At 50.3% G+C, this 25,040-nt stretch carries 32 protein-coding genes and 1 tRNA gene; 12 read left to right on the forward strand and 21 right to left on the reverse strand.

What is annotated here, in order from left to right:
* Nucleotides 1-2 precede the first annotated feature (2 nt).
* Nucleotides 3-1,370, forward strand: a complete 1,368-nt coding sequence (locus BWM17_RS01510) for a TldD/PmbA family protein (protein ID WP_309492118.1) — start codon at nt 3-5, stop codon at nt 1,368-1,370.
* On the opposite strand, the gene BWM17_RS01515 is transcribed toward BWM17_RS01510, so the two are convergent.
* The 4 genes from BWM17_RS01515 to BWM17_RS01530 all read right to left on the reverse strand — a co-directional run bounded on the left by BWM17_RS01515 (nt 1,367) and on the right by BWM17_RS01530 (nt 3,204).
* On the reverse strand, nt 1,367-1,789 hold the full coding sequence (locus BWM17_RS01515; RefSeq protein ID WP_309492119.1) for a DUF6328 family protein: 423 nt from the start codon (nt 1,787-1,789) through the stop codon (nt 1,367-1,369). The two genes, BWM17_RS01510 and BWM17_RS01515, sit on opposite strands and share 4 nt — an antisense overlap.
* Nucleotides 1,790-1,881: 92 nt before the next feature.
* Entirely contained in the window at nt 1,882-2,178 is a 297-nt protein-coding gene (locus BWM17_RS01520; RefSeq protein ID WP_309492120.1) for an Hsp20/alpha crystallin family protein, read from the reverse strand.
* 67 nt (nt 2,179-2,245) lie between these two features.
* The gene (locus BWM17_RS01525) at nt 2,246-2,704 is read right to left on the reverse strand and encodes a DUF2085 domain-containing protein (protein ID WP_309492122.1); all 459 of its coding nucleotides are present in this window, start codon (nt 2,702-2,704) and stop codon (nt 2,246-2,248) included.
* On the reverse strand, nt 2,671-3,204 hold the full coding sequence (locus tag BWM17_RS01530) for a hypothetical protein (RefSeq protein WP_309492123.1): 534 nt from the start codon (nt 3,202-3,204) through the stop codon (nt 2,671-2,673). Before BWM17_RS01530 ends, BWM17_RS01525 begins: the two co-directional genes overlap by 34 nt.
* Before the next feature lie 171 nt (nt 3,205-3,375).
* Here BWM17_RS01530 and BWM17_RS01535 point away from each other — a divergent pair, with 171 nt between their 5' ends.
* Nucleotides 3,376-4,059, forward strand: coding sequence for a protein-L-isoaspartate(D-aspartate) O-methyltransferase (locus tag BWM17_RS01535; RefSeq protein ID WP_309492124.1), 684 nt, complete (start codon nt 3,376-3,378; stop codon nt 4,057-4,059).
* A gap of 21 nt (nt 4,060-4,080) precedes the next feature.
* Nucleotides 4,081-4,497 (forward strand): hypothetical protein, encoded by a 417-nt coding sequence (locus BWM17_RS01540; RefSeq protein WP_309492125.1) that lies wholly within the window; start codon nt 4,081-4,083, stop codon nt 4,495-4,497.
* Nucleotide 4,498: 1 nt separating this feature from the next.
* Here BWM17_RS01540 and fen read toward each other — a convergent pair whose 3' ends face one another.
* From fen to BWM17_RS01565, 5 genes are all read right to left on the reverse strand, one after another.
* Nucleotides 4,499-5,539, reverse strand: coding sequence for a flap endonuclease-1 (fen, locus tag BWM17_RS01545; protein ID WP_309492126.1), 1,041 nt, complete (start codon nt 5,537-5,539; stop codon nt 4,499-4,501).
* Between the two features lie 29 nt (nt 5,540-5,568).
* Complete coding sequence (locus BWM17_RS01550; RefSeq protein ID WP_309492127.1) at nt 5,569-5,799, reverse strand: hypothetical protein; 231 nt, start codon at nt 5,797-5,799, stop codon at nt 5,569-5,571.
* 54 nt (nt 5,800-5,853) lie between these two features.
* Complete coding sequence (locus tag BWM17_RS01555) at nt 5,854-8,034, reverse strand: CDC48 family AAA ATPase (RefSeq protein WP_309492128.1); 2,181 nt, start codon at nt 8,032-8,034, stop codon at nt 5,854-5,856.
* Between the two features lie 145 nt (nt 8,035-8,179).
* On the reverse strand, nt 8,180-9,244 hold the full coding sequence (locus BWM17_RS01560; protein ID WP_309492129.1) for a hypothetical protein: 1,065 nt from the start codon (nt 9,242-9,244) through the stop codon (nt 8,180-8,182).
* Nucleotides 9,232-9,840: a hypothetical protein gene (locus BWM17_RS01565; protein ID WP_309492130.1), complete on the reverse strand. Its 609-nt coding sequence runs from the start codon at nt 9,838-9,840 to the stop codon at nt 9,232-9,234. The genes BWM17_RS01560 and BWM17_RS01565 overlap by 13 nt, the downstream gene beginning before the upstream one ends.
* Before the next feature lie 116 nt (nt 9,841-9,956).
* On the opposite strand from BWM17_RS01565, the gene BWM17_RS01570 reads away from it, so the two are divergent.
* Nucleotides 9,957-10,610 (forward strand): HAD family hydrolase, encoded by a 654-nt coding sequence (locus BWM17_RS01570; RefSeq protein ID WP_309492131.1) that lies wholly within the window; start codon nt 9,957-9,959, stop codon nt 10,608-10,610.
* A gap of 1 nt (nt 10,611) precedes the next feature.
* On the opposite strand, the gene BWM17_RS01575 is transcribed toward BWM17_RS01570, so the two are convergent.
* Entirely contained in the window at nt 10,612-10,881 is a 270-nt protein-coding gene (locus tag BWM17_RS01575) for an elongation factor 1-beta (protein WP_309492132.1), read from the reverse strand.
* Between the two features lie 17 nt (nt 10,882-10,898).
* Complete coding sequence (locus tag BWM17_RS01580) at nt 10,899-11,075, reverse strand: zinc finger domain-containing protein (protein WP_309492133.1); 177 nt, start codon at nt 11,073-11,075, stop codon at nt 10,899-10,901.
* A gap of 146 nt (nt 11,076-11,221) precedes the next feature.
* Here BWM17_RS01580 and pth2 point away from each other — a divergent pair, with 146 nt between their 5' ends.
* A complete protein-coding gene (pth2, locus tag BWM17_RS01585; RefSeq protein WP_309492134.1) occupies nt 11,222-11,596 on the forward strand; it encodes a peptidyl-tRNA hydrolase Pth2 in 375 nt (124 codons plus the stop codon).
* A 22-nt stretch (nt 11,597-11,618) separates the two neighbouring features.
* On the opposite strand, the gene BWM17_RS01590 is transcribed toward pth2, so the two are convergent.
* On the reverse strand, nt 11,619-12,308 hold the full coding sequence (locus tag BWM17_RS01590; protein ID WP_309492135.1) for a KEOPS complex kinase/ATPase Bud32: 690 nt from the start codon (nt 12,306-12,308) through the stop codon (nt 11,619-11,621).
* 345 nt (nt 12,309-12,653) lie between these two features.
* Here BWM17_RS01590 and BWM17_RS01595 point away from each other — a divergent pair, with 345 nt between their 5' ends.
* The gene (locus tag BWM17_RS01595; protein WP_309492136.1) at nt 12,654-12,980 is read left to right on the forward strand and encodes a hypothetical protein; all 327 of its coding nucleotides are present in this window, start codon (nt 12,654-12,656) and stop codon (nt 12,978-12,980) included.
* Between the two features lie 244 nt (nt 12,981-13,224).
* Here the strand turns inward: BWM17_RS01595 and BWM17_RS01600 are convergent, their stop codons facing one another.
* Nucleotides 13,225-13,554 carry a DUF2153 family protein gene (locus BWM17_RS01600; RefSeq protein WP_309492376.1) on the reverse strand — a complete coding sequence of 110 codons (330 nt, stop codon included), beginning with the start codon at nt 13,552-13,554 and terminating at the stop codon, nt 13,225-13,227.
* Nucleotides 13,555-13,629: 75 nt separating this feature from the next.
* On the reverse strand, nt 13,630-14,523 hold the full coding sequence (locus BWM17_RS01605) for a prenyltransferase (protein WP_309492137.1): 894 nt from the start codon (nt 14,521-14,523) through the stop codon (nt 13,630-13,632).
* Between the two features lie 153 nt (nt 14,524-14,676).
* On the opposite strand from BWM17_RS01605, the gene mpgS reads away from it, so the two are divergent.
* Complete coding sequence (mpgS, locus tag BWM17_RS01610; RefSeq protein WP_309492138.1) at nt 14,677-15,888, forward strand: mannosyl-3-phosphoglycerate synthase; 1,212 nt, start codon at nt 14,677-14,679, stop codon at nt 15,886-15,888.
* Nucleotides 15,889-15,982: 94 nt separating this feature from the next.
* A complete protein-coding gene (gene yqeC, locus BWM17_RS01615; protein ID WP_309492140.1) occupies nt 15,983-16,729 on the forward strand; it encodes a selenium cofactor biosynthesis protein YqeC in 747 nt (248 codons plus the stop codon).
* Between the two features lie 46 nt (nt 16,730-16,775).
* On the opposite strand, the gene BWM17_RS01620 is transcribed toward yqeC, so the two are convergent.
* Nucleotides 16,776-17,846 (reverse strand): hypothetical protein, encoded by a 1,071-nt coding sequence (locus tag BWM17_RS01620; protein WP_309492141.1) that lies wholly within the window; start codon nt 17,844-17,846, stop codon nt 16,776-16,778.
* A gap of 149 nt (nt 17,847-17,995) precedes the next feature.
* Nucleotides 17,996-18,466: an Lrp/AsnC family transcriptional regulator gene (locus BWM17_RS01625; RefSeq protein WP_309492377.1), complete on the reverse strand. Its 471-nt coding sequence runs from the start codon at nt 18,464-18,466 to the stop codon at nt 17,996-17,998.
* Between the two features lie 170 nt (nt 18,467-18,636).
* Here BWM17_RS01625 and BWM17_RS01630 point away from each other — a divergent pair, with 170 nt between their 5' ends.
* On the forward strand, nt 18,637-19,479 hold the full coding sequence (locus BWM17_RS01630; protein ID WP_309492142.1) for a glycosyltransferase family 2 protein: 843 nt from the start codon (nt 18,637-18,639) through the stop codon (nt 19,477-19,479).
* Between the two features lie 15 nt (nt 19,480-19,494).
* Nucleotides 19,495-20,628 (forward strand): hypothetical protein, encoded by a 1,134-nt coding sequence (locus BWM17_RS01635; protein ID WP_309492143.1) that lies wholly within the window; start codon nt 19,495-19,497, stop codon nt 20,626-20,628.
* Nucleotides 20,629-20,757: 129 nt separating this feature from the next.
* Here the strand turns inward: BWM17_RS01635 and BWM17_RS01640 are convergent.
* The 3 genes from BWM17_RS01640 to BWM17_RS01645 form a co-directional block, all read right to left on the reverse strand.
* Nucleotides 20,758-20,874 (reverse strand) — tRNA-Ala (locus tag BWM17_RS01640).
* Between the two features lie 91 nt (nt 20,875-20,965).
* Nucleotides 20,966-21,103, reverse strand: coding sequence for a hypothetical protein (locus BWM17_RS09650; RefSeq protein WP_342766481.1), 138 nt, complete (start codon nt 21,101-21,103; stop codon nt 20,966-20,968).
* 36 nt (nt 21,104-21,139) lie between these two features.
* Nucleotides 21,140-21,370: an LSm family protein gene (locus BWM17_RS01645; RefSeq protein WP_309492144.1), complete on the reverse strand. Its 231-nt coding sequence runs from the start codon at nt 21,368-21,370 to the stop codon at nt 21,140-21,142.
* Nucleotides 21,371-21,472: 102 nt separating this feature from the next.
* Between BWM17_RS01645 and BWM17_RS01650 the strand changes: the two genes are divergently transcribed.
* Both BWM17_RS01650 and sepF read left to right on the forward strand, forming a co-directional pair.
* A complete protein-coding gene (locus BWM17_RS01650; RefSeq protein WP_309492145.1) occupies nt 21,473-21,985 on the forward strand; it encodes a DUF1947 domain-containing protein in 513 nt (170 codons plus the stop codon).
* A gap of 52 nt (nt 21,986-22,037) precedes the next feature.
* The gene (gene sepF, locus BWM17_RS01655; protein ID WP_309492146.1) at nt 22,038-22,343 is read left to right on the forward strand and encodes a cell division protein SepF; all 306 of its coding nucleotides are present in this window, start codon (nt 22,038-22,040) and stop codon (nt 22,341-22,343) included.
* Here the strand turns inward: sepF and BWM17_RS01660 are convergent.
* Entirely contained in the window at nt 22,340-24,253 is a 1,914-nt protein-coding gene (locus tag BWM17_RS01660) for a beta-CASP ribonuclease aCPSF1 (RefSeq protein ID WP_309492147.1), read from the reverse strand. The two genes, sepF and BWM17_RS01660, sit on opposite strands and share 4 nt — an antisense overlap.
* A gap of 33 nt (nt 24,254-24,286) precedes the next feature.
* A complete protein-coding gene (gene psmB, locus BWM17_RS01665; RefSeq protein WP_309492148.1) occupies nt 24,287-24,922 on the reverse strand; it encodes an archaeal proteasome endopeptidase complex subunit beta in 636 nt (211 codons plus the stop codon).
* Nucleotides 24,923-25,040: the final 118 nt, after the last annotated feature.

Consider the following 25,040-nt stretch of genomic DNA (forward strand, 5'->3'; position numbering starts at 1 on the left):
CCGTGAACCTTCTAGCCTACGGGGAGAAAGCTGTTCGCAGAGCTCTAGCCTCAGGGGCTCAGGAAACGGAAGCCTTTCTGGCTAAGGGTCGGTGTTTCGTGGTGGAAATAGAGCGAGGTCAGATCGCTAGGAGCTCCAGTATGGTGGATGAAGGCCTAGGTGTGAGGGCGGTAATAGGTAAAGCTTGGGGTTTCGCCTACACCAACAAGCTGACCGACGAGGAGGTGGAAAAAGCCGCCTTAGCGGCCCTGAGAGCGGCGAGGGCAGGAAAACCTGATGAGGCATGGAAAGGGTTCCCGGCTTCCCGAAAACTTCCAAAAGCGAAGGGCACCTATGACGAGGAAGTAGCCGGCCTCCCCGCGGAAGAAGCAGTGAACCTGGCTTCTAAAATGTTGAGGACGGCTCAAAGCTTTGACGGCAGAGTCTTGGCTGTCGAGGGATCGGTAGGCGTCTCCCTGGTGGAGAAGGCGGTGGTAAACTCGTTGGGGGTTCATGCCTGCGACAGAGGAACCCGGACTGAATGCTTTCTGGGGGCCATAGCCAAAGAGGTGGGGGAAACTACTCCCCTATGCTTCGAATTCGACGCTCACTGTTCTCTTCGAATCAACCCGGAAAAGGTGGGAGAAGAGGCAGCGAGGTTGGCTGTTTCCGCCCTCGGAGCGGAAGACCTTGAAACCGGCAGCTACACCGTGGTCCTCGGCCAGTCTGCCTTGCTGGGGATTTTTTACCACAGTCTTATCCCCTCCCTTAAGGCTGACAACGTTCAGCGGGGTAAATCCAAGCTGAAAGGGAAAATCGGAGTGAACATCGCCTCGGAGCTTCTAACCATTCACGACGACGGCCTCCGGGAAGGGGGCCTTCACACTTGGAGTTTCGACGACGAAGGTCACCCAAGCCAGAGGACGACTCTCATAGAAAAGGGCGTGTTGAAAGGCTACCTCTACGACAGCTACACGGCTGGCAAGGAGGGTGTGGAGAGCACGGGTAACGCCTGGCGGAGCCATCCGGCCCCCTACGCTTGGACTCCCATCATCGAGGCCACAAACTTCACCGTCACCCCGTCCACCATTTCGCCTGAGAGGCTTTTGTCCGAGGTGAAGAAGGGAGTTTTCATTCCCTATGTTCAAGGCGCCCACAGCAGCAATCCTGAGAGCGGAGAGTTCTCGGTGGTGGCTGCACCTGCGTGGAAGATTGAAGAAGGCCAAGTAGGCCGACCGTTGAAGGGAGTGATGCTGACTGGAACCATTTATGAACTTCTCAGAAATATTTCAGGGTTGGCGAGCAACCTCAGACAGCTGGCCCTCTTGGTGGCGCCATGGATTAGAATCGAAGATGCGAGGCTGGTGGGCCGGAGGGGAGAGGAAGGTTAAAGCCTCCGCCTCAGCCTGAAAAGAGAGGCTGGAACACCGAGGATAACCGCGGCTAGGATGAAAGACTGCCAAGATGCTAGGGAGTAAAAGGCTAAGACTAGGGAGAAGTAGATGGTTAAGATAAGGGTTAACATACCGTAGAGAGCAAACTGGTGGCTTCTGAAATAAAGCTTCCTCTTCTCCTCTTGGGTGATGGGGAAACTGCGGGAGTGATGGTAGACGGGAGGTAGGAGGAAAATCAGGACAGAGATGGCGGCAAAGGAGAGGGCTAAGATGGTTAAAAACACCTGCACTGAGGCTTCTTCTCCCCCTTTGAAAACGGCTACGTTGAGGAGAAATCCGAAGAGAATCCCCGACACAGCCACCAGAAGGCGGAATTCCCCGAGGATGTCCCCTACATCTATGGCGTAGTCGCTCAAAGAGTATCCCCCTAGACTAAGCGTCGGCGGTCTTTAAAACTTTACAGACTCTGGTCTAAGGAGACTGGACCTCAAAAAAATGGAGGGTTTTGTTACTTTACGGGGATTTTTCTTCCGCGAAGAGGCTGCTTCAACGGCACTGTAATCTTGAGAAGCCCACTTTCATAGGTGGCTTCAGCTTTATCCACATCTACGGGATGAGCGAGATAGTAGCATCCGGAATATTCTAGGTCCTCTCTGACAGCTCTGACGCAGAAAGTTTGTTCTCCAAGCTCCAATTCAATATCTTTCTTCTCAACCCCAGGGAATTCCACTTCCACGTAGTATCTTTCCCGGTCATGGTCAACACATGTAGAAGGAGCCACGGTAACCTTGGTTTTTTCTACCATAAAAATTTCCTCCACTATGAAGAAAGAGACCGCTGAAAAATAAGCGTTTCGTGTTGCAAATGTAAAGTCACCGGTGTAACCTAGGCTTCAACCGCCTTCCTAAAAAGCCGATGTAAACTATGGAAAAACCAACAAAGAGGACTACGGCCACTTTCAAAGCCAGAGAGACAGCGGTCAAGGAAAGCAATGCCACTGCCACACCTTCTAAGAAGCCTGTGGAAACTCTCCATCGGTTGGTTCCTTTCCTGAAACCCCAAGTTTGGGTTAACCAGTCGAAAGCAGCTGGGAAAAGAAGTAAGATGCAGAAGAAGACTTGATAAGGAAAAGAGAGGCCGTGGAATAGTGGAACTTCATAGAGAGCCGTCGCAGCAATTAAAGAGGAAAAGCCCATATAGACCCCCAAGCAGCGAGCGCAGATATGGATGTCCTTGCCTCCCAGCCTTAGGGTCACCCAGTGTCTGTGGGATAACAAGCTTTCCCAGTTCAAAACCTTCACCCACAAGCTTCCGTTTGGCTTTTTCCGCAATAGGGGCACAGCTGATAGTCAGTCATGATAGGTTTACCGCAGGAGGAACACGGTTTCCCAACCGCGGGCACTTGGATGGGAAAGTTTGCCTTGAAATTACGCATGAGAGCCGCAACGCCGGAGCTGTAGGTGGTCTTTACCGAGGCGCCGCCCCCTTTCACTTCCGTTAGCTCGAAGGTAGCCTCCCCTTGACCGCCCACTCTAACCTTATAAAGTCTTGGGGGAATGGATTCCAAGACTTCGAATTTCGGCGAGGCCTTTCCTCCTAAGAAGAAACTGCGAGTGCTGGGCTGCGCTCCTTGGATTTCCCATTCCCTTGTTTTCTTGACGATGGCATCGTAGGCTTCTTGCAAAGTATAAGGAGTAAACCACACGTCGGTTATTTGAGGCCCTCTCTGAGCGGCTCCTCGAGACTGCATCAGCATCATCATAACGCAGCATAGAAGTAATGGTAGAAACAGGAGAAAACTGGAATACTCTGCCAAAGGTATAACCTTCATAAAGTAGTCCACCCTAAGCTTAAATAAGTTTCTGATCAGAAAGAGAAGCTTAACCTAGCTATCCTTTATCTTCCCTTAAAAAAAGGTCTACTCAGCCGTTTCACGCAAACTCAAATACGTCCTAGTCCTAAAACTCTATTAGGAAATCCCGCTCAGACCCGCTGGTGCATCATGGTGAAGTTGAAGCCTGAAGAGGAAAGAAGACGGCTGGTAGAAGCACTCCAAGCCTATGGAGCCCTTCGCAGCCCTAAGGTTATCAGAGCTATGCTCAAGGTTCCGAGAGAGATGTTCGTTTTGGAAAGCATGAAAGACAGAGCCTACGATGATACACCCCTGCCCATCCTATCAGGCCAGACCATATCAGCCCCCCACATGGTGGCCATGATGAGTGAACTTCTGGAATTGGAGGCGGGCCACAGAGTTTTAGAGGTGGGAGCGGGAAGCGGATACCACGCTGCCGTAGTAGCTGAGATTATAGCCCCGGAGGAAGCTGAAAACAAAGGCCACGTCTACACCGTGGAGATCCTTCCTGAACTGGTTAGGTTTGCGTCGGAAAACTTGGAGAAAACTTCCTACGCTAAGGTTGTAACGGTTATCCAAGGCGATGGCTCCCGCGGATTACCCAGTCACGCTCCCTTCGACCGCATCTTCGTCACAGCCTCAGCGCCCTCTGTGCCCCCGCCCTTGGTGGAGCAACTTAAACCAGGAGGCATTCTTGTGATCCCAGTGGGCGGCGCCTATATATCTCAAACCCTCCGAACGGTGAAGAAAAGGCAGGATGGACAGGTTGAATCTTCCGACCTGATGGGTGTGGCCTTCGTTCCTTTGAGGGGTGAGTACGGATGGAAAAGCTAAAGCTCAAAGAGGCGGTTGGAGATGTCTGAAGACAAGTTGGTGGGTATTGAAGCTTTCGAAGGCGGTTGGGCTCACAAAAAATTTCTGGACCGCGCCCTAAAGGAAAGAGCTAAAATTCTCGCTCGCATCAGCCGGGAGGAGGCAGGCAAGTTAGCGGAGGCTGTGGGAGGGAGGCTTACGGAGCTCCTGGAGGAGGCTGCGGAGTGGGTTATAGTCGTCAGCCCTCTGCCGAAACTGGAGGTTTATTATGTCCTCAAACGTTACGCTCCCGAGTTTGAGGATGTGCTTCAGGCTTTTTATAGGAGAAAAGACTTGGAGCTGAGCCTTCCGGCTGAAGATATATCCGAGTTCACCGTTCTCTACGCCAATGCTCTGATCTACGCTGCTAGGCAAATTTTGGGGAAAGATGATCTGCCCCATCTTTCACGGTACCTTTAAACTATGAAAACCATGTGTCTAAGGTTTTCTTTCCTTTGAGTTCCGTGAAGCCTGCTTCCAGTTTTCCTAGGGCAGTTCTGACTCTTTCTTCGGAGAAGTCTCTTTCCCCGCAGAGAAATCTGACCGCTCCTTCCACGTCGGGGGGCTTCCATTCGATTTTAAAGTCGTCGGTAACTTCGGGTTGGAGAAATATGGCGGCGATCTCCTCCCAATTCTCCGGTAGAGCGAGGTTTCTTTCTTGGAAGTAGGAGACCGCTCTCCCCAGTTCCCCGTATTCCTTTATCAGCTTTAAGGCTGTCTTAGGGCCGATGCCCTTCACGCCTTCAGGGTTGAAGTCGGTGCCGATTAAAATTCCTATGTCCACCAGCTGCCGGCGTGTAATCCCAAGCTCGGCCAGCAGCTGGCCTAATTCGATAACCTCCGGATTTACCTCCACGTAAGTTTTCTTCCGAGGAAGTTTTCTGCGGCCTGTGATAGCTAAGTTACGGACCAGCCTAGGAGCCCCGAAAAGCAGAGAGTCGTAGTCTTGGCTTGCGGTCGCCCACACATGGCCTTTCAGGGCGAGGTAGGCAGCTTGAGCTTCTCCCTCCGAGGGAGCTTGAACCCACGGCACTCCCATGAGGGTGAGAAGAGCCTTAGCGTCCTCCACCATGTAGTCCTTAAGCTGGGAAGTCATCTGAGCGTAAATCCGCGCCTCCTCCAGCTCCCCTTTTTTCAAGGCTTCCTCATATTTTTCTTCAGCCTGAACCTTCACCAAAGCCCGCCGCTGGATTTCCCTACTCTTCAAAGAAGGGGGTGTCCCATCGAAGACATAAACCAACTTCAGCCCTTTCTCCGCCAAGTTCGAGCTTCGATACAAGATTCCGCTGAGGTGACTGGTCACATGGCCCCGTCGGTCCGTTAAAAGCTCACCTGTGGATTGGCGGATGATGGACAGAAACTGGTATAGGGCATTGTAAGCGTCCACAGCCACACTTTTTCCGCTCAACTCCTCGAGGCTGAGGACTTTGCGGGGAACTAGGTCCTTCAAGTCTACTCCCAAGTTTTCCTCCCCTAAGTTGCCCGCTTTAGCTACGTTTTTCGTAGTTCGATTTTTTTCCTGCCTCTGGGAGCTGTGGAAACGTGGATGAGGCCCCGTATTTCCAGCTGAAAGAGCGCCTTGTTAAGTGTGGAAGCTGAAAGGGTGTCGTCTCCGTCTTTTCTCAGGTTTCTTAAGAGCTCCTCATCGGTGCAGGGACCGGAGACCTTTAGGCTTTCGATCACCCGCGCGTGGAGAGGGAGGGACCGCCAAATCTTGCTCATCTGAGACATCTCTGAAGATGAGGGTTAAATTTGAAGGGTGGTGAAGCTGCTGGTTTAAGTTATTGGGGAAGGCGTCAGAGGCTTTTCGACTTTCTTGAAGGTTGCAGCGAAGCTTTCGTAGAATTTCTCCATTTCAGGAGTGATGCTGGGCCCTACCTTGTTGAAGGCTTCCCGGAAGTCTTCCATCTTAACCTCCTTAGTGGCGAGGTTTTTCCTGAGGGCGTTCAAGCCGGCTTCCCGGCATACAGCTTCGATGTCAGCTCCGCTGTAGCCTTTGGCCATGGAGGCCAGTTCCTCTAGGCTTACTTGTTTGCTTAAAGGCATCTTAGCGGTGTAGATACGGAAGATTTGAAGCCTAGCTTTCTCGTCGGGGGCGGGGACGTAGATGAGCCTGTCAAACCGGCCGGGTCTGAGGACAGCGGGGTCTAGGATGTCAGGTCTGTTGGAGGCAGCCAGCACGATGATGTTTTCTAAACCGGCTACTCCGTCCATCTCCGTCAACAGCTGGCTTATCACCCGCTCGGAGACCCCTTGATCAGCGTAGCCCATACCCCTTCGCGGAACGATGGCGTCGAATTCGTCGAAGAAGACTACAGCCGGAGAGGCCATCTTTGCCTTCCGGAAAACTTCCCGAATGGCCTTCTCAGACTCTCCAACCCACTTGCTGAAGATTTCAGGCCCCTTGATGGAAATGAAGTTAGCTTCACTCTCCGTGGCCACAGCCTTGGCCAGCAGCGTCTTACCGCAACCCGGAGGCCCGTGGAGAAGGATACCTTTGGTAGGCTTGATTCCGATTTTTTCGAAAGCTTGCGGATATTTAATAGGCCACTCCACGGCCTCCCTCAACTCTGCTTTAACCTTCTCTAAGCCCCCTATGTCCTCCCAGCGGATGTTGGGAATCTCCACGTAGACCTCTCTCATTGCCGTAGGAGTGATCTCCCGGTAGGCAGCGAGGAAATCGTCCATCTTGATTTCCATGGATTGAAGAATATGAGGCGGAATGTGCTCCTCTTCCACGTTGATATCCGGCAGGTAGCGGCGGAGAGCTTTCATGGCGGCTTCCCGGCAAAGCGCAGCGATGTCCGCTCCCGTGTAGCCGTGACTCATATCGGCCAGCTTCTTAAGGTCCACATCTTGGGCTAGAGGCATTCCCCTCGTGTGGATGAGAAGGATCTCATACCGCCCATCCTTGTCGGGAACACCTATTTCGATCTCCCTGTCAAACCGGCCGGGTCTCCGAAGAGCAGGGTCTACGATGTTGGGAACGTTGGTGGCACCGATGACGATGACGTTACCCCGAGCTTGGAGGCCGTCGAGGAGGGCGAGCAACTGGGCTACAACTCTTTTTTCCACTTCGCCTACTACCTCCTCCCGTTTGGGGGCGATGGCGTCGATTTCGTCGATGAAAATGATGGAGGGCACGTTCTCCTGGGCTTTCTGGAAGATTTCCCTCAGCCTAGCCTCAGACTCCCCGTAAAACTTGCTCATGATCTCCGGGCCGTTGATGTTGATAAAGTAGGCGTGGGCTTCGTTGGCCACAGCCTTGGCCAGCAGCGTCTTACCGCAACCCGGAGGCCCGTGGAGAAGAACCCCTTTAGGCGGGTCGATGCCCAGTCTCTGGAAAAGCTCCGGATGTCTGAGGGGCAGCTCTACCATCTCCCTGATCCTTTGGACTTCTTCGTGAAGGCCTCCGATGTCTTCGTAGGTCACTCTGGGGATTCCTTTCTTCTCAGGGCTGGGTTCGCTGAGGACTTGGAAGTTGGAGGAGGCTGAAACCCTGACGATGCCGCTGGGCCGTGTTCTAACCACGGTGAAGGGCATGGCGTTCCCGAAAACCGAGAGAAGGACTATGTCCCCCTCCACCAGAGGCATCTCCAGCAGCCTCGACCTGACGAAGTTGGTAAAGTCAGAGTCAAACTCAATTCTCACGTCCACCGGAGCTAAGGTTACGGTGTGAGCGTTTTGAACATGGGCTTTCCTGACGGTTAGGTAATCGTTGAGGGACACGCTGGCATTCCTTCGGATGAGACCGTCGATGCGGATGATGTCCAAGCCTTGATCTTCAGGGTAAGCCGGCCAAGCTATGGCGGCGGTGGTTTTCTTACCGCGGATTTCCAAGATGTCCCCTGCCATGACATTAAGCTGGTCCATGGTTTTCTGGCTTATCCGAGCTTTACCCCTTCCTACATCCCTTTGCTTAGCTTCCGCAACCTTCAACTGAACCTCAGCCGGCATTTTCCTCCTTCACCAGCCTCCATTTATCGGAGCTTATAGGCATATTTCAACTGCTGAGTGATTCAATTAACCACCTATACTATAAACTTTTATGAAAACATGGGCTAAACCCTTTCTATTGCCAGCTTTTCCGCCTTCTTCCCCATCAGAAGTGCGCGAAACACCTCTCCCCCGTGAAGACCATGGCGATGCCATATTGATCGCATGCATCAACCACCTCTTGATCCCTAACCGAACCCCCCGGCTGTATGACGGCTGAAACATCGTACTTGGCAATGAGGTCTATGGAGTCCCTGAAGGGGAGAAAACCGTCAGAGGCGAGAACAGACCCTCTGAGACTTTCCGCATGCCATTTTAAAGCCTTATCGACGGCTATCTTGACGGCGGTAACCCTATCTTGCTGGCCGGCTCCCACCGAGACTGTACATCCGTCTTTAGCGAGGACGATGCCGTTTGACCTCACATTGGCGCAAACATACCAAGCGAAAAGCATGTCCTCAAACTCCCGTTCAGTAGGCGTTCTCCTTGTTACAGGTTGTAAGTCGTCTTTTCTCCTTATTTTTGTGGTGTAGGGATCTGAAACTACAATCGACCCGTCGCCTAAAACGGAAAGACACAGATAGCCTGTTTCTCCACCTGCAAACTTCGGCAAGCAGTCTAGGTTCGCAATTTGAACTACCCTCATGTTCCTTTTTTCTCCAAACTTCTCCACAGCTCCCTGTTCATATCTAGGGGCAACTACTCCTTCAACAAAAGTGCTTACAATTTCTCCCGCAGTATCCCCGTCAACCGGACAGTTGAAGCCTACGATGCTGCCGAAGGCTGCTTGGCTGTCGCTGTCTCTCGCTCGGAGGTAAACTTCTCGCAAGGTGTCGTTTTTCCTGGCCACCGCCACCCCGGTGGGGTTCAAATGCTTCATGACAGCGCAGGCGGGAGCGTCAAAGTATTTCAGTATGTTTAAAGCCCTGTCCATATCTTCTACATTAGTCTGGCTGAGGCCTTGTTTTCCTGTTTTCAGTTCTTTCAGGTTTCCCATAACCGCCTTTTTCCCAGCGGGACTGTAGAGAGCTGCCTGCTGATGAGGGTTAACTCCGTATCGGAGGCTTTGGCGTTTTTCGTAAACCAACTCCTTGTCGCCTAGGAAAATTCTGAACTGCTGAGGAAGCTTCTCAGGCAAAGCCGTGTGATATATATCCCTCAACTTTGACATGTCAACCACCTTTCCAGATAGTTTTTTATCGCAACCTCATAGTGGGCTGTTTTTACAAAGGCTTTCACAGCCATTTTTCTTTTGGTTTCAAGGCTAATGCTGCCGCCTGTTTTTTCCATCTCCTCCGCAATCTCCCCGTACTGTTCAGGTTCAACAACAACAGTAACCGTACCGTGTAAAAGAGAAGCTTTGGCCGCAGCCCTTATCATCGCAGGTCCACCGATGTCGATGTTTTCCACCACCTCCCGGAAAAGCGCTGTCTTTTCAGCTGCAGTTTTTTCAAAGGGATATAGGTTTACAACAAGCAGATCGATAGGTTGAATTCCTTGTGCGGCCATGTATTCGCGGTGTTGTGATCGACTCGGGTCCAGCAACAGGCCGCCGTGGATTTTAGGGTGCAGCGTTTTCAGCAAGCCATCGGGGCTCTCAGGATAGCCTGTATACGTGGAGATTTCTGCGGCTTCATAGCCGAGTTCCCTGATTTTCCTCGCGGTTCCGCCTGAGGAGATTATTTCGAAACCATGTTTGGCCAAGGTTTCCAAAAGCATTTTCAGCCCAGTCTTGTTTGAGACACTTATCAAAGCTCGCCTTGCCAACGAATACTCACCAGAACAGCTCCCTGTCTCATTTATTCATCCTAATTCATAAATACTTCTCAGCTGAGAGAGATCGTTTACGGAAAGCCTGCATCATAGCTTAGGTTTGGTGAAAGATGGTTAAGGCTAGGGTTGTTTCCTTCGACGTGGAAGGTACAATAGTGACACCGAGCTTCAGCGACTACGTTTGGCTGGAAGCGATACCTCGTCTCTACGCTCGAAACCGCGGTATCAGTTTTCAAGAAGCCAAAGCGTTCATCACCAAAGAATATGAAAAAGTGGGAATGGATAAGCCGGAATGGTATGATATTGCTTACTGGTTTAAGCGTTTCAATCTAGAAAACTTCCAATCCATCTTGGAAGACTCCTTTCACCGCTTGGCCTATTATCCGGAGGTGAAAGAGGTTTTGGAAGGTCTCCGCGGAGACGGATACAGGCTCATAATTATATCTAATTCCTCTAGGGAATTTCTACGCTTTCAGATAAAGGAGCTAGAAGACTATTTCGACCAAGTGTTTTCAACGACTTCCGATTTTGCTCAGACAAAACACCATGCAGAGCTCTACTCCAGAATCTACAGCCTGACAGGAGTGACTCCTCAGCAAGCGGTGCATGTGGGGGACCGTTTGGACTCTGATTTTCACCCACCTAGAAAAGCCGGCGCCATAGCCTACCACTTGGACAGAAGCGGCAGAAACCGGGGAGAATACGTGGTGCGGGATCTGGTGGAGTTTAGGGAAAAACTCAACCGGTTTGACGGTTGTAGATAAATTAGATTCGCCTCACCAAGAAAACTTCAGCCTCCCCCACGCCCTCTGTCTTTTTCACGGCCTCCTCCACTTTTTCCATTTCGCCGGCTTCGTCTTCTGGGAAGACGACGTGGGCTATGAGGGAAACGAGGCCGAAGGCAATGGGCTCCTCCTCAAATCTGTGAACGTAGGCTTCTTTGGGGAGATTACTCTTGATAGCCTCCTTTAAATCGGCTAGGTTCACATCAGCGTCGGCTGGAAAAATTTTAAAAGAAGCCACAACCTTGCTCATGGGAACCTTTCACCCTCCTATGGTCCTACGAAGCCGCATTTAGGGCATTTGTAGGGTCTGCCGAATTTTCTGCATCTTTCACAGCGGGTGATGGTTACTCCCCCGCAGTTGGGACATGGAAATTTGACGAAATATTCAGTGGGAATGATGGTCTTACCGCACCAGATGCAGGTGGGAACTTTCAGTTCGCTCATGACCGTTCACGGCTCTCCATCACTCTGACGAACATGGAATGAAGGAGGAAAAGAACCGACCCCCTATATATAGTTGCCTTAACGCGAAGGAAAGACTAAAAACCCAAGATAGGCTGAGAAGATACCACCGTCTTGGAGGGTCAGCTGTGAGCGAGCAGCCAAGGGAGTTCAGCTACACTCAGAACATCGTTATCCGAGCAGACCTTAAAATATCCAAGGGAAAGCTCTGCGGTCAAGCAGCCCACGCAGCGGTCTCCGCGTCGGAGGAAGCCAAGAAACATCATGGCGAATGGTGGAAGGCTTGGATGAAAGAAGGGCAGAGGAAAGTCATTCTGAAGGTTGACTCCTTGGAGGAACTCTACCGGTTGAAGGAAAAGGCAGCCCAGCTGGGTTTACCTTGGGCGCTGGTGGAGGACCGAGGGCTCACGGAGGTTCCGCCAGGCACTGTGACCTGCCTAGGAATAGGCCCTGCTCCTGTAAGCCTAGTAGACAAGGTAACACGAGAGTTAGCGCTCCTCTGAGGGGGGAGGGTCGAGTTTAAGGCTAGGCTTGAAGCCGGGCTTCTGGAGGGACATATCGCCCTCTAGCTTCGATTTCCTTCATCTTCCTCCAAACTTTTTGAGCTTCAGCTTCCCCCACCGTGTTCCTGTAGCCTTCGAAAACAGCTTCGACGCATTTCTTAGCCCATCTCAGGTGATGGCTTTCAAAAACTTGTTTGAGGAGGTGGAGATCAACCCCTCGGTCTTCCACGCTCTCTGAATGAAAACCCAGCCCGAAGTCTACGAAAACCAAACGGCCTTCTGGGGGAAGAATGATATTGGAGGTAGTAAGGTCGCCGTGGATGAGGCCATGACTGTGAAGACGGCCTATATAGATTCCCAACTGGAAGCATTTTCTCTCAACCTCCTCCGCGCCCATGTTTCTTTCCAGGAAATCCTTTAACCTCAATCCTTCCACATACTGCAGAACAAGCTCCGTCCTTTGATGGTCGACAAAATAGACGAGGGGAGTAGGCACTCCTGCAACCTTGGCTTCGTGGAGAAGCTTGGCTTCATGAACAGTCCTAGATTCTCTGATCTTCCAGTCCAACTCCTTGACCCTATAGGGTTTTCTTATCCTCCGCTTGAAGACAGCCGGGGAACCCATGAACTCCCCCAAGTAAAGATTAGCCTCAGCGCCCTTCTTCAAGAGCTTCAAAGCCAGTTTCGCCCCCACCAAACTCCTTGAAGCCAAGGATTTCCCTCTCTCCTAGAGCATCTCCGACAGTCTCCATGAAGATGCTGGAACACATAAGGCCTCGGTTAAAATCTGTTCTGCAACTGGAGTTATAGGTTTTATTGATCACCATTCATTTTTAATCGCTAGGCTACGTAAGAAGCAGCCTTGCAGGGATAAAGGCGATGTTCTTTCTAAAAAGTCGGAAAACCGGCTTCCAACTTTCTTAATTCGCTGAGAATGCTTCTTCCAATGTTTTAATAAATTTAATAAAGCATAAATCCTCCCAAGACTCATAAAGAGTCAATTTCACGGGGAGCTATCTTTCCAGTTACTTGTCCTTATCCTAAGAGGGCTAACATGATGACGTTTAAAAATTATGATGATGCAAGCAGTGAAATTCTCATGCAATGCATTCATCGAGCCCTCTCAGACCTTCTGGGAAACAGCGGCGCTAAGGCTATTTTTTACCATTTAGATATAGATGAAAAAATGGTTAATTTGAACACTTTCACGGAGAAGCTGAGGCAGATTTTCGGCATAGGAGCACGCATACTGGAAGAGCGCATTGTAAGCACCCTCAGCCATGAACTTGGAGTTCGACCTCCTAGGCGGGATCTTGAATTTGGAGAGAAAGTTCAGAAAGTTTTAGACGCGGGGCTTAAGAAAAAGAAGAAAAGAAAATCATAAAATGCAAATTTATTTAGTTTAATTCATCAAGCCGTAAACTTTTGTTCAAAAACATTTTAACGCATTACTAAATTTTTGGATATAAAAAATCGGTGGGAAAATTTATCTTTCTAGATCAAGGCTCTTGCTTATTTTTTCTTTCCTTTTTTCCCTTTCTTCCCGCTTTTCTTTTTTGCCATTATTTCTAACCTCGCCGTTAGATTTTTGAGTCTTCTTCTTTAAAAATTTTGCGATACAGACGTGTTCAAATTTCCAGCCGAGTTGTTTTCGGCCTTTCCCGGGGTTTAAGGAATTCGGATCCCTTTTCGGTTATCTCCACATCGTATTCCAAAAAGGTTTTGGCCTGGGTTCGAATTTTCTCGTTCATTTCTTTCAACTCTTCGAGGGAGAATTTAGCCATGATCTCCGGGTTTGAAACCCACTGCAACCATCCTGCAAGGCTTCGCTGCATCACTTGAAGAGAAAAGTAAAGGCTTCTTACCAGTTCAAGGCGATCCAATTCACCGGAGGCCTTAAGCTCGTCCATCAGCTTCAAAAGCCTTCTGGTTTCCCGAGTCCATCTATCTTCACTCAGCCCTCCTCACCTGTCAGAATCTCTCCCCGCCCAGCTTTTAACCTTGCGTCCTGAAGACCTGAAGCGTTGTAGCTGTCAAAGGAAGAACGCGACTAGATATCCAACTCCCAGCAAGGCCTGTGTTCCCAACACCACCAGCACGTTCGCTGCTAAAGCGGGGACCACCTTTTCTTTCTCTAGGAGGCCTTTCCAAGCTTCTCGGACGGCTTTCATCCCCCAAGGAAACGTCAGCAGCCCCAGCAAGGCTGGGATGGGCATGAACCCGGCGGCCGTACTTCCTATTATCCACAGGTACATGCCGAGACTCAGCGCCACATAGAGCCGCCCTGCCTTCCGCTTGCCCAAGGAGAGCACTAGGTTTCTTCTCCTTCCTGCCCTATCAGGTTCCACGTCGGGGAACTCGTTGAGAAACAGGAGGTTGTGGGTGAGTATCAAGGCGGGAACAGAGGCCACCGCCGCATCCCAACTATAGAAGCCGGTTTGGACGAAGTAGGCTCCTAGGACAGGTAGGGCTCCCAGCCCTAACCCTGCGCTTAGTTCTCCCACCAGCCAGCGGGCGAAATGGGTTGTGTAGAAGTAGACGAAGAGAGCTCCCAAAACCAGGATGGGAACCAGCAGCACACCTTTAACGGCTACGAAGTAGGCTGCTATGGGAACCGCTAAAAGTAGGCAGCCGACGCCAAACCGGTAGACGGAGACAGGTCTGAGAAGCCCCGCTGGGAGGAGGCCGCTTCCTCCGCTGAAGGGAGTCCTCTCAGCCATCAAATCTATCCCCGTCTTATAGTCCCAATAATCGTTCAGGACGTTAACGCTTGCGTGCACCAGTAGTAACCCAGCTAGGGCCATGAGGAAATGGAGAGGATTAAAAAAACCGTGGTAGACGGCTACAGAGGTTCCGAGGAAAACCAAGACCACGGACAGGAGGAGAAAATGAGGCCTTGTTTCCATAAACCACAATCGGGCGTCCATAAAATGGAAACAGAGGCGGATCTACATAAGTTTTTAACCGTCTTCCATCTTTTCTCCAGCCGGCTGGCTTGGATGAATATGTTTATATGCTCAAAAGCAAAGACTCTAAATACCCTCCTGTTCCATTCGACCTAAAGGAACTAGGGAGTTCCAATGCTGATAGAGACGCCAAGGTATACTGAAAGATTCGGCTCCGTCCGAATCCACGGAACCCAAAGAGTTTTGGAGTTGGACAGTGGAGACGAAGAAGAGGCCCTCCTAGAGCCGGCTGTTCGAAAGATATCTAGACAGGCCATAGCGCAGATAGAGAAGAGAATGGCCATTGTTATTCCGATAAAGGGGGAGGAACTCAAACTGTTTGAAGGAGTTCTCAGCGGGATTCCCCACAACTGCCTCATCATCGTCGTCTCCAACAGCCAGCGGGAGCCTGTGGATCGCTACAGGATGGAGAGGGATGCGTTAGAGCACTTCTGCAAGTTTACCAAGCGCCCAGCCGTCATCATCCATCAGAAGGACAGAGTTATCGCTGAAGCTTTGAAAAAAGCCGGATACAGAAGCATCCTAGGCGAAGACGGCTTGGTCAAAGACGGAAAAGCTGAAGGCATGATCCTCGGCATCCTCTTGGCTAAGCTGGCTGGGAAGGACTACGTGGGCTTTGTGGACGCTGACAACTACATGCCGGGAGCTGTCCATGAGTACGTGGAAAACTTCGCCGCCGGCTTTACCATACCTGAATCCCCCTTCGTCATGGTGAGGAACGCGTGGCTGTTCAAACCGAAGATTCTGGGAACGGATGTCTATTTTAAAAAATGGGGGAGAGTCTCAGAGCTCACAAACCAGCATGTGAACTCCATCATTTCAGCGCACACCCATTTCGAGACCGAGGTGATAAAAACCGCCAACGCCGGGGAGCATGCCCTCAGCATGCCTTTGGCTTCCATCCTCCCTTTCGCCTCAGGCTTCGCCGTGGAGCCTTACGAATTGATGTTCATTTTCGAGCAGTTTGGCGGGATAAAACCCACCGCCTATAAGGAGGTAGTGGAGAAAGGCATTGACATCTACCAAATAGAAACGAGAAACCCCCACTTCCACAAGGAGAAAGGCGACAAACATGTGGCGGAAATGCTTCTAGCCTCCCTCGCCGCCGTATACTACAGCAGCATTTGCGACGAGGAAACAAAGAAAGCCATCAGAAACGACCTAGCAAGGCATAAAGTTTCTCCAGCAAACAGAGAGCCTCCAAAACCAGTGATTTATCCCCCCATCAAAAACGTCAACATAGACGCTTTTAGAGAGGCAGTGAAAGAAATAATACCGGCAGTTGAAACCATGTTTAAGAACAGCTTAACTGCAAAACGGAAATAGAACTCTTCCCTTCCTCCGACGTGGAAACTGAAATCCCCTAAATCCACCTTAAAGCTTGCAGTGAAATCTTTCCAAAAAGTGAAAAGGGGTAAAATTGGACAAGTTACACCGAAACATTTCAGAAGCATTCAACCTTCGCAGCGGGGAAATAGTTACATTGGTGGGGGCGGGAGGGAAGACGACCTTCATGTTCACATTAGCCCAAGAACTGGCTTCTCAAGGTAAAAAAGTCATCACAACCACCACCACAAAAATCTGGGTACCTGCCAACGGAGAAACTGAGCGCTTCATCGTAGATGTTGAAGGAAACCTTCCCTCCAACGTTTTCGAAAGACATCATCACGCAACCTGCGTAACACGAGTTTTTAGGGAAAACCTACGTGACAAAGCTGAGGGAGTTAACCCTCAAAAGATAGGGGAATGGCTGTCAGCCCTCAAACCACACTGCATCATCGTGGAGGCTGACGGAGCAAGAGGCAAACCCTTCAAAGCCCCCGCAAGCTATGAGCCGGTGATACCTCCGGATACAACCCTCTACATACCCATGGTAAGCGTAGAGGTTTTGGGGAAAAAACTGACCGCTGAGGCTGCTCACCGACCTGAAATCGTCGCCAAGCTGACAGGCATAAACCACGGGGATAAGATCACCGCTTCCACCGTGGCGAAGGTGTTGAAGCATTATCTGCAGATGACCCCGTCCCAAGCCCGCTCCATAGTTTTTGTGAACAAGCTCCTTTCTGAAGAAGACGTTAAAAAAGTCATGCCCTTGGCAGAGCATCTGAAAGGGGAAAAAATAGTCTTCGGCGACGTTCACTCCAAAAAATTCTGGAAGATAACCTGAACTTGTCCACTGCTTTTCTCTTCGAACGAGAAGCTTAGCCGGACGCCTATTCCTTAAGCCTATGCCTGTCAAGTATGGGAAGCAGCTTATCTATCTCTATTTCTCCAACACCCACCGCCGAGTCCGCAGCGCCGTAGGTGACCAGCAGCCTATTGGCTGCCTTTTGAATGCCGCAGGGGAAAACCGTGTAGGGCCTTTCTCCGTAGAGTTCATAGCTCATCTTAGGCTCCATGATATAGTGGGGAGTAACCGCCGTCAACCTAACCTCTTCCTCGCAGCTCAGTAGGACGGCGAAAACCCGGTAGCCTTCAAAGCGTCTGTCCACCCCATGGACTAGTAGCAGGTATTCTCCGCCTCCAACCTCCACAGGAGGTGTCGCCCAGCCGAGTTTCGCCTCAAAGCTCGCTGGGTTCATGAGCACCGTGGTTTCTGTAACCACCACTTCTGACAGCCCGCTGTCGGTCTTTTCCAAAATATCTATTGGCACCTTGCTCACCGCTAAGTAGAAGTTTTCATCGGTGAGATGCGGCCTGTGGAATAGGAAGAGTTCTCTTTTCTTAGTCTTAAGCAGAAAGGCGTCTTTGTCGCTGACGACTTGTTTTCTTATTTCTTTAGTCAGCCGGAAAACGTAGTTTTTTCTCCAATTTTTTAGATCCTTTGAAACAGCTGTAATTGGAAGGGTTCTTTCAACTCTGATTGCCGGGTTGAAGTAGTTCACCGTCCTCCCGCAGTAGGTCATCATCAACTTATCGTCTATGCGGTAGACGCGGGGGTCTTCGATTCCCCAAAAGTCGTATTCGCTGTCGGGGCAGAGGATGAGCTCCACAGGGTAATGGCTGACGCTTAGATATCCTTCGTATATGTCTGATAAACCGGCTTCCAGCATAGCCACAGCGCTGGTGTAGGTGAAATAGCCCAGCACGATGCGGAGGTAGATCCTGATGGTTTCGTTTTCAACGCTTAGGGAAGGGTTAAAAATAGTTGTAGGGTTCTCTACCGGGTAATTTTTCAAATGAACCCTGTTGGCAGTTATCACACCGAGTCTTTTAACAAGGTCTAAGGTTTTAAACTCCCTCAGATTCCCAGCCTTCGCCGCTTCTCTTGAAACCTTGAACATAACCGCGCCAACAACTCCCCGGCTGGTTGCCTTAAAATAAATTTTAGGCGATGCTCTGCCCTTTTAGTTTTTATGCACCAAATCCTAGCATAATAGAAACAGACGGAATAGAAACGGCCATTCTACGGTGAAGCTTTTGCTGTCATCTCTTACTTCTCCCCGGGAAGTTTGAGCTGGGCTTCTTTGCGGGTTTTAAGAACGGTTATGACTTTTGTGTCTGTGATGTTGGGGGAAGAGCGTATTTTCCCCACTACGATGTTTCTCAAGTCTTCGTTGGTTTTCACCCGTACTTTGGCGATGATGTCGTATTCCCCGTGAGTTTCATGGATCTCCAGTACTTCATCCATGCTTTCAAGACTTTTAACCACCTCTTCGATGGTGTTGGGTTTCACGTTGATCTCGATGAAGGCAGCTACAGCTTTCTCCACCCGGGTGGGCGCCAACACGGTGGTGAATTTTTCGATGACGCCAGTTTCCTGAAGTTTCTTAACCCTCGCGTGGACGGTGGGGTCGGAAACACCCAGCTCTTTGGCTATTTCTACGAAAGGCTTTCTGGAGTCTTCTTGGAGCATTCGGATGATTTTTTTGTCAAGGTCGTCTATTTCTGTATCTTGACTCATCGTTCCCAAACTTCAGTTACTAGGTTTCGCATATATATAAATTTTATTAGATAATTTTGTTAAAAGGTTGTCTAAAATTAGAAAGACTAATTATTAAGGTAAGTTTATTTAGAAGTTCTAACTTAAAGCTACTGGAAAAACTGCGAGGGAAGGCTGAGAGGTGTTCTCAGATGAGCGTCGACGTTGTAATGGTGGTGAAAAACGGAAGTCCCCATCTGAGAGAATGCCTCAACAGCCTCTACGCCAACGTACCCGTAAACAAGCTTATCGTGGTGGACGGAGGCTCCGAGGATGGCACCCTTTCTATTGTTAGGAGATATTCTCGCACCTTGATACTCAACGACGACGGTGGCACTAGAGCTACGGCTAGGCAGAAAGGGATAGAGTCTGTGGAAACCGACTGGTTCATGTTTCTTGACAGCGATGTCATCCTTTCCCCCAACTGGTTCGCGAGGGTTTCACCTTACATGTCCATCCCCAGCATCGGTGCTGTGCAGGGAGTGGACTTGCCGCTTTGCGATGAGGTTCAAATATTCAACAGGTCGGTGAGCCGCATCTGGAAGAACACTCAACCTTTCAACCTAGGCCTTCCCGTGGTGAAGGGTATCTTTACAGGCGACACCCTCATTCGAAGGGAAGCCGTGGCTGGGATACGGATTCCTCCATACCTTCACGTGTATGAGGACCGCTATATTCGAAGCTACATAGAGAAAAGAGGATACAAGTGGGTCGTCGCTCCCGAGGCTGCTTGCATTCACTACACGCGCAGAAAAAGCCTCGACGCCTACTACCTCGGCTTTATCGATACATCTTTAAATAATGATGGAATGAAGGGGAGCCTACCTCACCTCCTGAAAAACGCAGCTGTGTGTTTGCCGGGTATGTTGGTTAACCCTAGGGTTACGGCAAAATGCCTTAAACTCCTCCTCTGGAATTTGGTGGGCTCACTTAAAGCCATATCCACCAAGCCTGTTTTGGATAAGGGGTTGTCCTCGGATATCGCAGGGTATTGAAGGGGTGAAAAGTCCATGAAAATAGGTATGATGACGTTGTGGAACTGTTCAGGAGGCCCATCTATCCACGCTGAGCTTATCGGCAGAGAATGGGTGAGAATGGGGCATGAGCTAATTGTGTTCTCTAATTTCAAATCCGACTTTCCCCGCTACTGGCAGGTGGACGGGCAGCTCTTCCCTCACGAAATGCTTGTGCGAGAAGATGAACCCTACGTTGTGAGAAATTTTACTATCCCCAGCTGGACGTCCTACTCGCTTTTGGACACGGGTCCTATTTTAAACGCTGACTTCGACGTGTTTGTGGCCCAGAACTTGGAACTTCTTCCAATGCGGGAGTTGCTTAAAGTTTTCCCCAAGATTAAGGCGAAAGCTAAAACTGTTCTCATTCTCCATGAAGGCCGACTGCCTCAGGATCCGGATTTTTACAGGTTTTCGTGGGACAGTGTGGTATGCTTCGATGAACGTTATTTAAGCCTGTTTAGGAACGTATTCCCCCACCTTAAGATAATCCGTTTTCCATGCCACCCGTGGAAGAGGGGAGACAAAGAGGCTGCCCGAAAGAAGCTAGGCCTCCCCTTGGACAGAAAGATAGTCTTGATCTTCGGTTTCAGGGTTGAAGACTACAGCCCCATCATCCCGCCTCTGGCAGAGGTGAACAGCAAGTTTCCCCTGACGGTTTTGGTTCTGAGCAGCAACCACGTTGGAATAAACAAACTTCTAAGCCTGCCCAAAGGAAAACTGGACATGAGAGTTCGAAAAGGTTTACTGAAGGTGGAAGATCTCTACGAGTACCTCCACGCAGCCGACGCTCTCTGCATCTACAGGAAATCCGAACCCGACGCCGTGGTGCTGTCCAGCACCGCTTACTTGGCTCTAGGTTCAGGATGCCCTCTGGTGGTAAGTGACTGCAACTATTTTGAGGACCTAGACCAAGAGGTTATGAAGTACTCGAAGCCGGAAGAACTCAAGGACCGGCTTCTCGAAGTTTTTGAGGGCCAACCTAGTTTTAAGCGAAGCCAGCATGCGGCGAAAGAATTCGTCCGCTTGCACTCTTCTGAAAAAATTGCCCAAGAGTACATTCAACTCTTCGAATCCCTAAGCCTCGAAGCCCGCTTGGTGGCGAAGACCCCGATGCCTACGACGGCATGAACCAAAAAGAACAGACACCCCCCTTTTACCTGACTTTTTAATTTTTTAACACCCTACTGTAGTGTCAGGGCAGAGCTTTCGCCCCTGCTAGGTGTCTTCAGAATTCATCTAACATGGGAAGAAATGGGATGGTGGACCGGCCGGGACTTGAACCCGGGACCTTACGGGGCATCCAGCCGCCTTTCCGCATATTGGGGAAACCGTCCATGCCAAGCGGACGATCATTCCACGCTGATCTACCGGCCCATGAGGGGCGGATTAGCCAAGTTTCTGATAGGATGCGGAGCTTATTATTGTTTCTGCACGTTTATTGCTTCGGAACCCTCGAAAGCCGCCGTTAACAAGGCGTGAAAGTTTTCTTGAATTTTTTTGTTTCACCGTATCCGCAAGCAGCGCAGCGTTTTTTGATTATATGGTAGGCTCGGCGGCCGCAGCGTCTGCACCGCGTATGGACTGGTTTGTTGAATTTGCCCATGGAGATTGCCAGAGTGCTTGCCCCCTTCTGAAGATCTTAGGTTTTAGGCGGAGAGATCATGATGACGTTGTCGCCTCGGAGGATGATGGTTCCCAGCCCGCTGGCTTTGTCAGCCTCCGAAACATCTTCCGCTTCTCCCAACAGTAAATTCATATGCTGGTCGAAGCCTTGAAGCCTACCTCGAATGCTTTTCCCGCCTCTCAATTTTACCAAGACAACTTTTCCGACGCTTTCCTCGAGAAGTTTTACCGCCATATCATCAGGCATCAGGGTTCAACGCTCCTCAGTTTCTAGAATGGAGAGACATGGAATTATAAAAGTATCGCTGAAAAAATATTATGAGCATGGAAAGCCGCTGAGGTAAAAGCTGTGAAAAGACATTTCATAAAAGATAAAGAGTTCAAGGAACTGCTCCACCGGTTGCAGTCAAACTTGAAGTTGGAGATAAATTTGGAGGTTTTTCAAAAAGTTAAAGCTGAGAAGGTTGAATCCGACGGCTTAACTGTTTACCTTCTGGATAAGCAGCCTTTCATGGCTGAAACTAAACAGGGCTTACTTCTTCCCACTCTTCTCTTTCATGAGGTTTTAAAAGCTCTGCCCATGCTGGTCATCGACCAAGGTGCTGTCCCTCACATATGCGCCGGAGCCGACGTGATGAGGCCGGGGATGGTAAGCGTGGAGGGAGACTTCTCCGAGGGCGCCTTGCTTTCGGTGGTGGAGGAGAAACATCGGAAAACTGTCGCTTTGGCGCTGAGTTTGGCTTCCTCAACCGAAATAAGGGAGACTGCCCGTGGGAAGGTGGCTGAGAACCTTCACTATATAGGGGACAAGATTTGGAGGCTTTGCCAAAGTCTTAGGGCTGGGAAAGAAAGTCTTAAGTAACAAAGAGCACCTATTTTATTAAATATACCCGCCGGTTAAGGTAAATTTAAAAATGTCAACTTCAAGCCAAACCGCGGAAGTTGAAGCTAAAACCCCTCCTACCTACGTGAAAGCCTTACCGTTGAGAGAATATTCAGACATAGAAAAAATCAAAAGCGACCTAGACTCGGGGAACATCCTCATCGTCAAGTTGACGCCTCTCGCCTCCAAAAACATCGAAGAAGTTAAGAGGGTGATAGACGAGCTTAAAGTCTACGCTGAAACCATCGGAGGAGACATCGCTAGGCTGGGTGAAGAGCGGATAGTCATCACCCCTCCACCCGTCAAAATCTGGCGCAAGGGGAAAAAGACGGATTAGCAAAGCCTGAGGGTTTCCAGGTTTTCCGGGGCTAAGCTTTCTATTTTAAACATTCGCTCGATGGAGTTGGAGAGGCTTAGGCATTTGGATTTCTCGCCGTGGCAGATTATAATTCTCTGAGGCTTAGGACTGACTCTTTTGATAAAATTCAGAAGCTGGTTTCTGTCGCTGTGCCCTGAAAAGCCTTCGATGGATTCCACCCTCAACCTCACATTGACCATTTCCACCTTGCCCTCAGCGTTCATCATGGCTACGTCCTTTAAGCCGTTCTGGATACGTCGGCCTAAGGTGCCGTCGATCTGGTAGCAGACGAATATGAGGGTGTTCTTTTCGTCGGAGGCGAGCTGTTTGAAATACTCTAGGATAGGGCCGCCTTCCAGCATGCCTGAGGTGGCCAGAATCACGCAGGGCGGGCCTTCCATGGCTTCGCTTCTGGAGCTGGCGTGTTTTATGGTTACAAAGTAATCTGACTGGAAGGGGTTAACGTCCTCGTAGAGGATTTTACTCTGCAGTTCTTTGGAAAGATATTCAGGATAGGCGGTGTGGATGGCTGTAACCTCGTTTATCATGCCGTCGACAAAGATGGGAACCTCAGGGATCATTCCCGCACGCAAGTACTCGTTTAAAACCAGCATGATTTCCTGAGCCCTTCCCACGGCCAACACAGGTATCAGCACTTTCCCTCCTCTTCGCAGGGTTTCATCCACCACGTTGGCAAGCTTGCTTTCCACCTCGCCCCGATAGGGCATCACGTCTCCGGGGGCCCCGTAGGTGGACTCCATGATGAGGGTTTCAATCCTGGGGAAAGTCGTCGCGCTGGCTTCGAGGAGCATGGTGCGTAGAAACTTGAAGTCGCCTGTGTACACGATGTTATGGAGGCCTTCTCCTACGTGAATGTGGATGACCGAGGACCCCAGTATGTGGCCGGCGTTGTGGAGGGTTAATTTCACATCAGGAGCCACATCGGTGACTACGCCGTATTTGAGGGGAATAGCGTGGAGAACTGTCTCCCGCACATCTTTTTGACTGTAGGGCAAGAGGGCGCCTTCCCTCGACAGGACATCCAGATAATCCAGCTGAAGCAGGGACATTAAGCTGAGGGTGGGTTCGGAGCAGTAAACCGGGCCGTCGTATCCGTACTTGTAGAGGAGGGGAAGCAACCCGCAGTGGTCGAGGTGAGCGTGAGAGATGACCACAGCGTCTAAATTTTCTAGGTCGAATTCGTTGATGTCAAGCCGGGGGAAGGCATCTTCAGGGTTGGTGGAGGCGGGATTTATTCCGCAGTCTATGAGGATGCTGCTCTCCCGGGTTCTCAGTATGTAAGCGGATCTGCCCACCTGCCTGCAGCCGCCCAAGGGAGTTAGGAGGACTTCTTGGGTTTTGGAGAAAGTCGGCCTGAAGATTCTTTCCCCCACAGACCTCAGGATTCTTTCCCTATCTTTCACCTCTTTGTGCATGTAGTGGCGGATGTGGGCTATGATCTTCGAGGGAATAGGCGGAGTCCTCAGAACCCTCGGCCTCCATTTGGTAGCTTTGATTATTTCGTGGAGCATGTAGCCGTTTTTGGATATCACAAGGCCTGGTTTCTTGGCTTCGATGATAACTTCGCCCAGCGAATGGTCGAAGGTTATGCTGGTGATTTCCGCCTCCGGAGGCACGGCGGAGAGGATGAAGCGTTCAGCCTCCTTCTCAGGCATTCGGATGGAGGGGTCTGAGCGGAGGGTAATCCTCTTTCTGATGAGGTTTACGATGTCCGTTACAATGTAGCTCTGATCTAGAAGGATTTCAGGTTTTTTGGTGTAGATAGCCAGCCGAGGCCCTTCAAACTCTATTCTGGAAACTTCCGCCTCTTTGGGCACATGCTGTAAGATGACTTGGCGTATCTTAGATTGGATTTCTTCTCTGTTCAAAACGCTTCACGGCTTGAGAAAGCTTTGCTCAAACTAAGTGGCAACATATTTGGCCTTTTCTTCTTCGGTGAGCTCCCTATAGCCTGCCTTGTCGATGATGGCCACGTCGAAACTGTCTCCGCTGGCGGCATCCCTCTTCATGGCCGCCTTCACAGCCCTCACCACCAGAGGGACGGCTTCCTCCGTGGTTAGGTTCTCCTTGAAGCCGTCTTCTAATATTCCTAAAGCCACAGGGGAACCTGAACCTGTGGAAAAAAACTTCTCCTCCTCCGTCACACTTCCAAAGGGGTCGAGGGAGAAAATGTGAGCTCCCTCTGTATCCACACCTGCGACGATGGCTTGGAGGAGTAAGGGGATGTACCTGTTGTAGAACAGGAGGTTGGCAGCCAGCCTTGTGGCTGAGGCAACAGGCATAGGCCGTTTATGGGTTAGTTTGAAGAGGGCTGCGTTGGCTTTGAGGATGTCGACCACGTTTTGAGCGTCGGCGACAGCTCCTGCAATGGTCATGGCTAGGTGGTCGTCTATTTTATGGATTTTCTTCCCTTTCTTGTGGGCGATGAAGTATCCTGTGGTAACCCTAGTGTCGGTGGCTAAGGCAACTCCGTCCTTGCACACTACTCCGACGGTGGTAGTACCCTTGTGAATGCCGGCCCCATACAATCCCTGCATAGATGAAGCAGCCCCTAAAAGGTGGCAAAAAGGCTTCTGAAAATCGGTTAACGATACTCTCGCCTAACTTAAAAATGTTTCTGAATAACGGTTAAAGAACACGCAAGATAGTTTGTAA

Source organism: Candidatus Hecatella orcuttiae (assembly GCF_002009985.1).
Classification (GTDB): Archaea; Thermoproteota; Bathyarchaeia; order Hecatellales; family Hecatellaceae; genus Hecatella; species Hecatella orcuttiae.

Bases quoted from the DNA above. Each gene is read 5' to 3' on its own strand.
- BWM17_RS01620 (WP_309492141.1), bottom strand. From the start codon at position 17,846: ATGTTCAAGGTTTCAAGAGAAGCGGCGAAGGCTGGGAATCTGAGGGAG.
- BWM17_RS01580 (WP_309492133.1), bottom strand. From the start codon at position 11,075: ATGAGCGAACTGAAAGTTCCCACCTGCATCTGGTGCGGTAAGACCATC.
- BWM17_RS01555 (WP_309492128.1), bottom strand. From the start codon at position 8,034: ATGCCGGCTGAGGTTCAGTTGAAGGTTGCGGAAGCTAAGCAAAGGGAT.
- BWM17_RS01560 (WP_309492129.1), bottom strand. From the start codon at position 9,244: ATGTCAAAGTTGAGGGATATATATCACACGGCTTTGCCTGAGAAGCTT.
- BWM17_RS01520 (WP_309492120.1), bottom strand. From the start codon at position 2,178: ATGGTAGAAAAAACCAAGGTTACCGTGGCTCCTTCTACATGTGTTGAC.
- BWM17_RS01530 (WP_309492123.1), bottom strand. From the start codon at position 3,204: ATGAAGGTTATACCTTTGGCAGAGTATTCCAGTTTTCTCCTGTTTCTA.
- BWM17_RS01630 (WP_309492142.1), top strand. From the start codon at position 18,637: ATGAGCGTCGACGTTGTAATGGTGGTGAAAAACGGAAGTCCCCATCTG.
- sepF (WP_309492146.1), top strand. From the start codon at position 22,038: ATGTCAACTTCAAGCCAAACCGCGGAAGTTGAAGCTAAAACCCCTCCT.
- BWM17_RS01605 (WP_309492137.1), bottom strand. From the start codon at position 14,523: ATGGACGCCCGATTGTGGTTTATGGAAACAAGGCCTCATTTTCTCCTC.
- BWM17_RS01595 (WP_309492136.1), top strand. From the start codon at position 12,654: ATGACGTTTAAAAATTATGATGATGCAAGCAGTGAAATTCTCATGCAA.
- BWM17_RS09650 (WP_342766481.1), bottom strand. From the start codon at position 21,103: ATGGGCAAATTCAACAAACCAGTCCATACGCGGTGCAGACGCTGCGGC.
- BWM17_RS01540 (WP_309492125.1), top strand. From the start codon at position 4,081: ATGTCTGAAGACAAGTTGGTGGGTATTGAAGCTTTCGAAGGCGGTTGG.
- BWM17_RS01570 (WP_309492131.1), top strand. From the start codon at position 9,957: ATGGTTAAGGCTAGGGTTGTTTCCTTCGACGTGGAAGGTACAATAGTG.
- mpgS (WP_309492138.1), top strand. From the start codon at position 14,677: ATGCTGATAGAGACGCCAAGGTATACTGAAAGATTCGGCTCCGTCCGA.
- BWM17_RS01625 (WP_309492377.1), bottom strand. From the start codon at position 18,466: ATGAGTCAAGATACAGAAATAGACGACCTTGACAAAAAAATCATCCGA.
- BWM17_RS01635 (WP_309492143.1), top strand. From the start codon at position 19,495: ATGAAAATAGGTATGATGACGTTGTGGAACTGTTCAGGAGGCCCATCT.
- BWM17_RS01575 (WP_309492132.1), bottom strand. From the start codon at position 10,881: ATGAGCAAGGTTGTGGCTTCTTTTAAAATTTTTCCAGCCGACGCTGAT.
- psmB (WP_309492148.1), bottom strand. From the start codon at position 24,922: ATGCAGGGATTGTATGGGGCCGGCATTCACAAGGGTACTACCACCGTC.
- BWM17_RS01645 (WP_309492144.1), bottom strand. From the start codon at position 21,370: ATGCCTGATGATATGGCGGTAAAACTTCTCGAGGAAAGCGTCGGAAAA.
- BWM17_RS01535 (WP_309492124.1), top strand. From the start codon at position 3,376: ATGGTGAAGTTGAAGCCTGAAGAGGAAAGAAGACGGCTGGTAGAAGCA.
- BWM17_RS01550 (WP_309492127.1), bottom strand. From the start codon at position 5,799: ATGAGCAAGATTTGGCGGTCCCTCCCTCTCCACGCGCGGGTGATCGAA.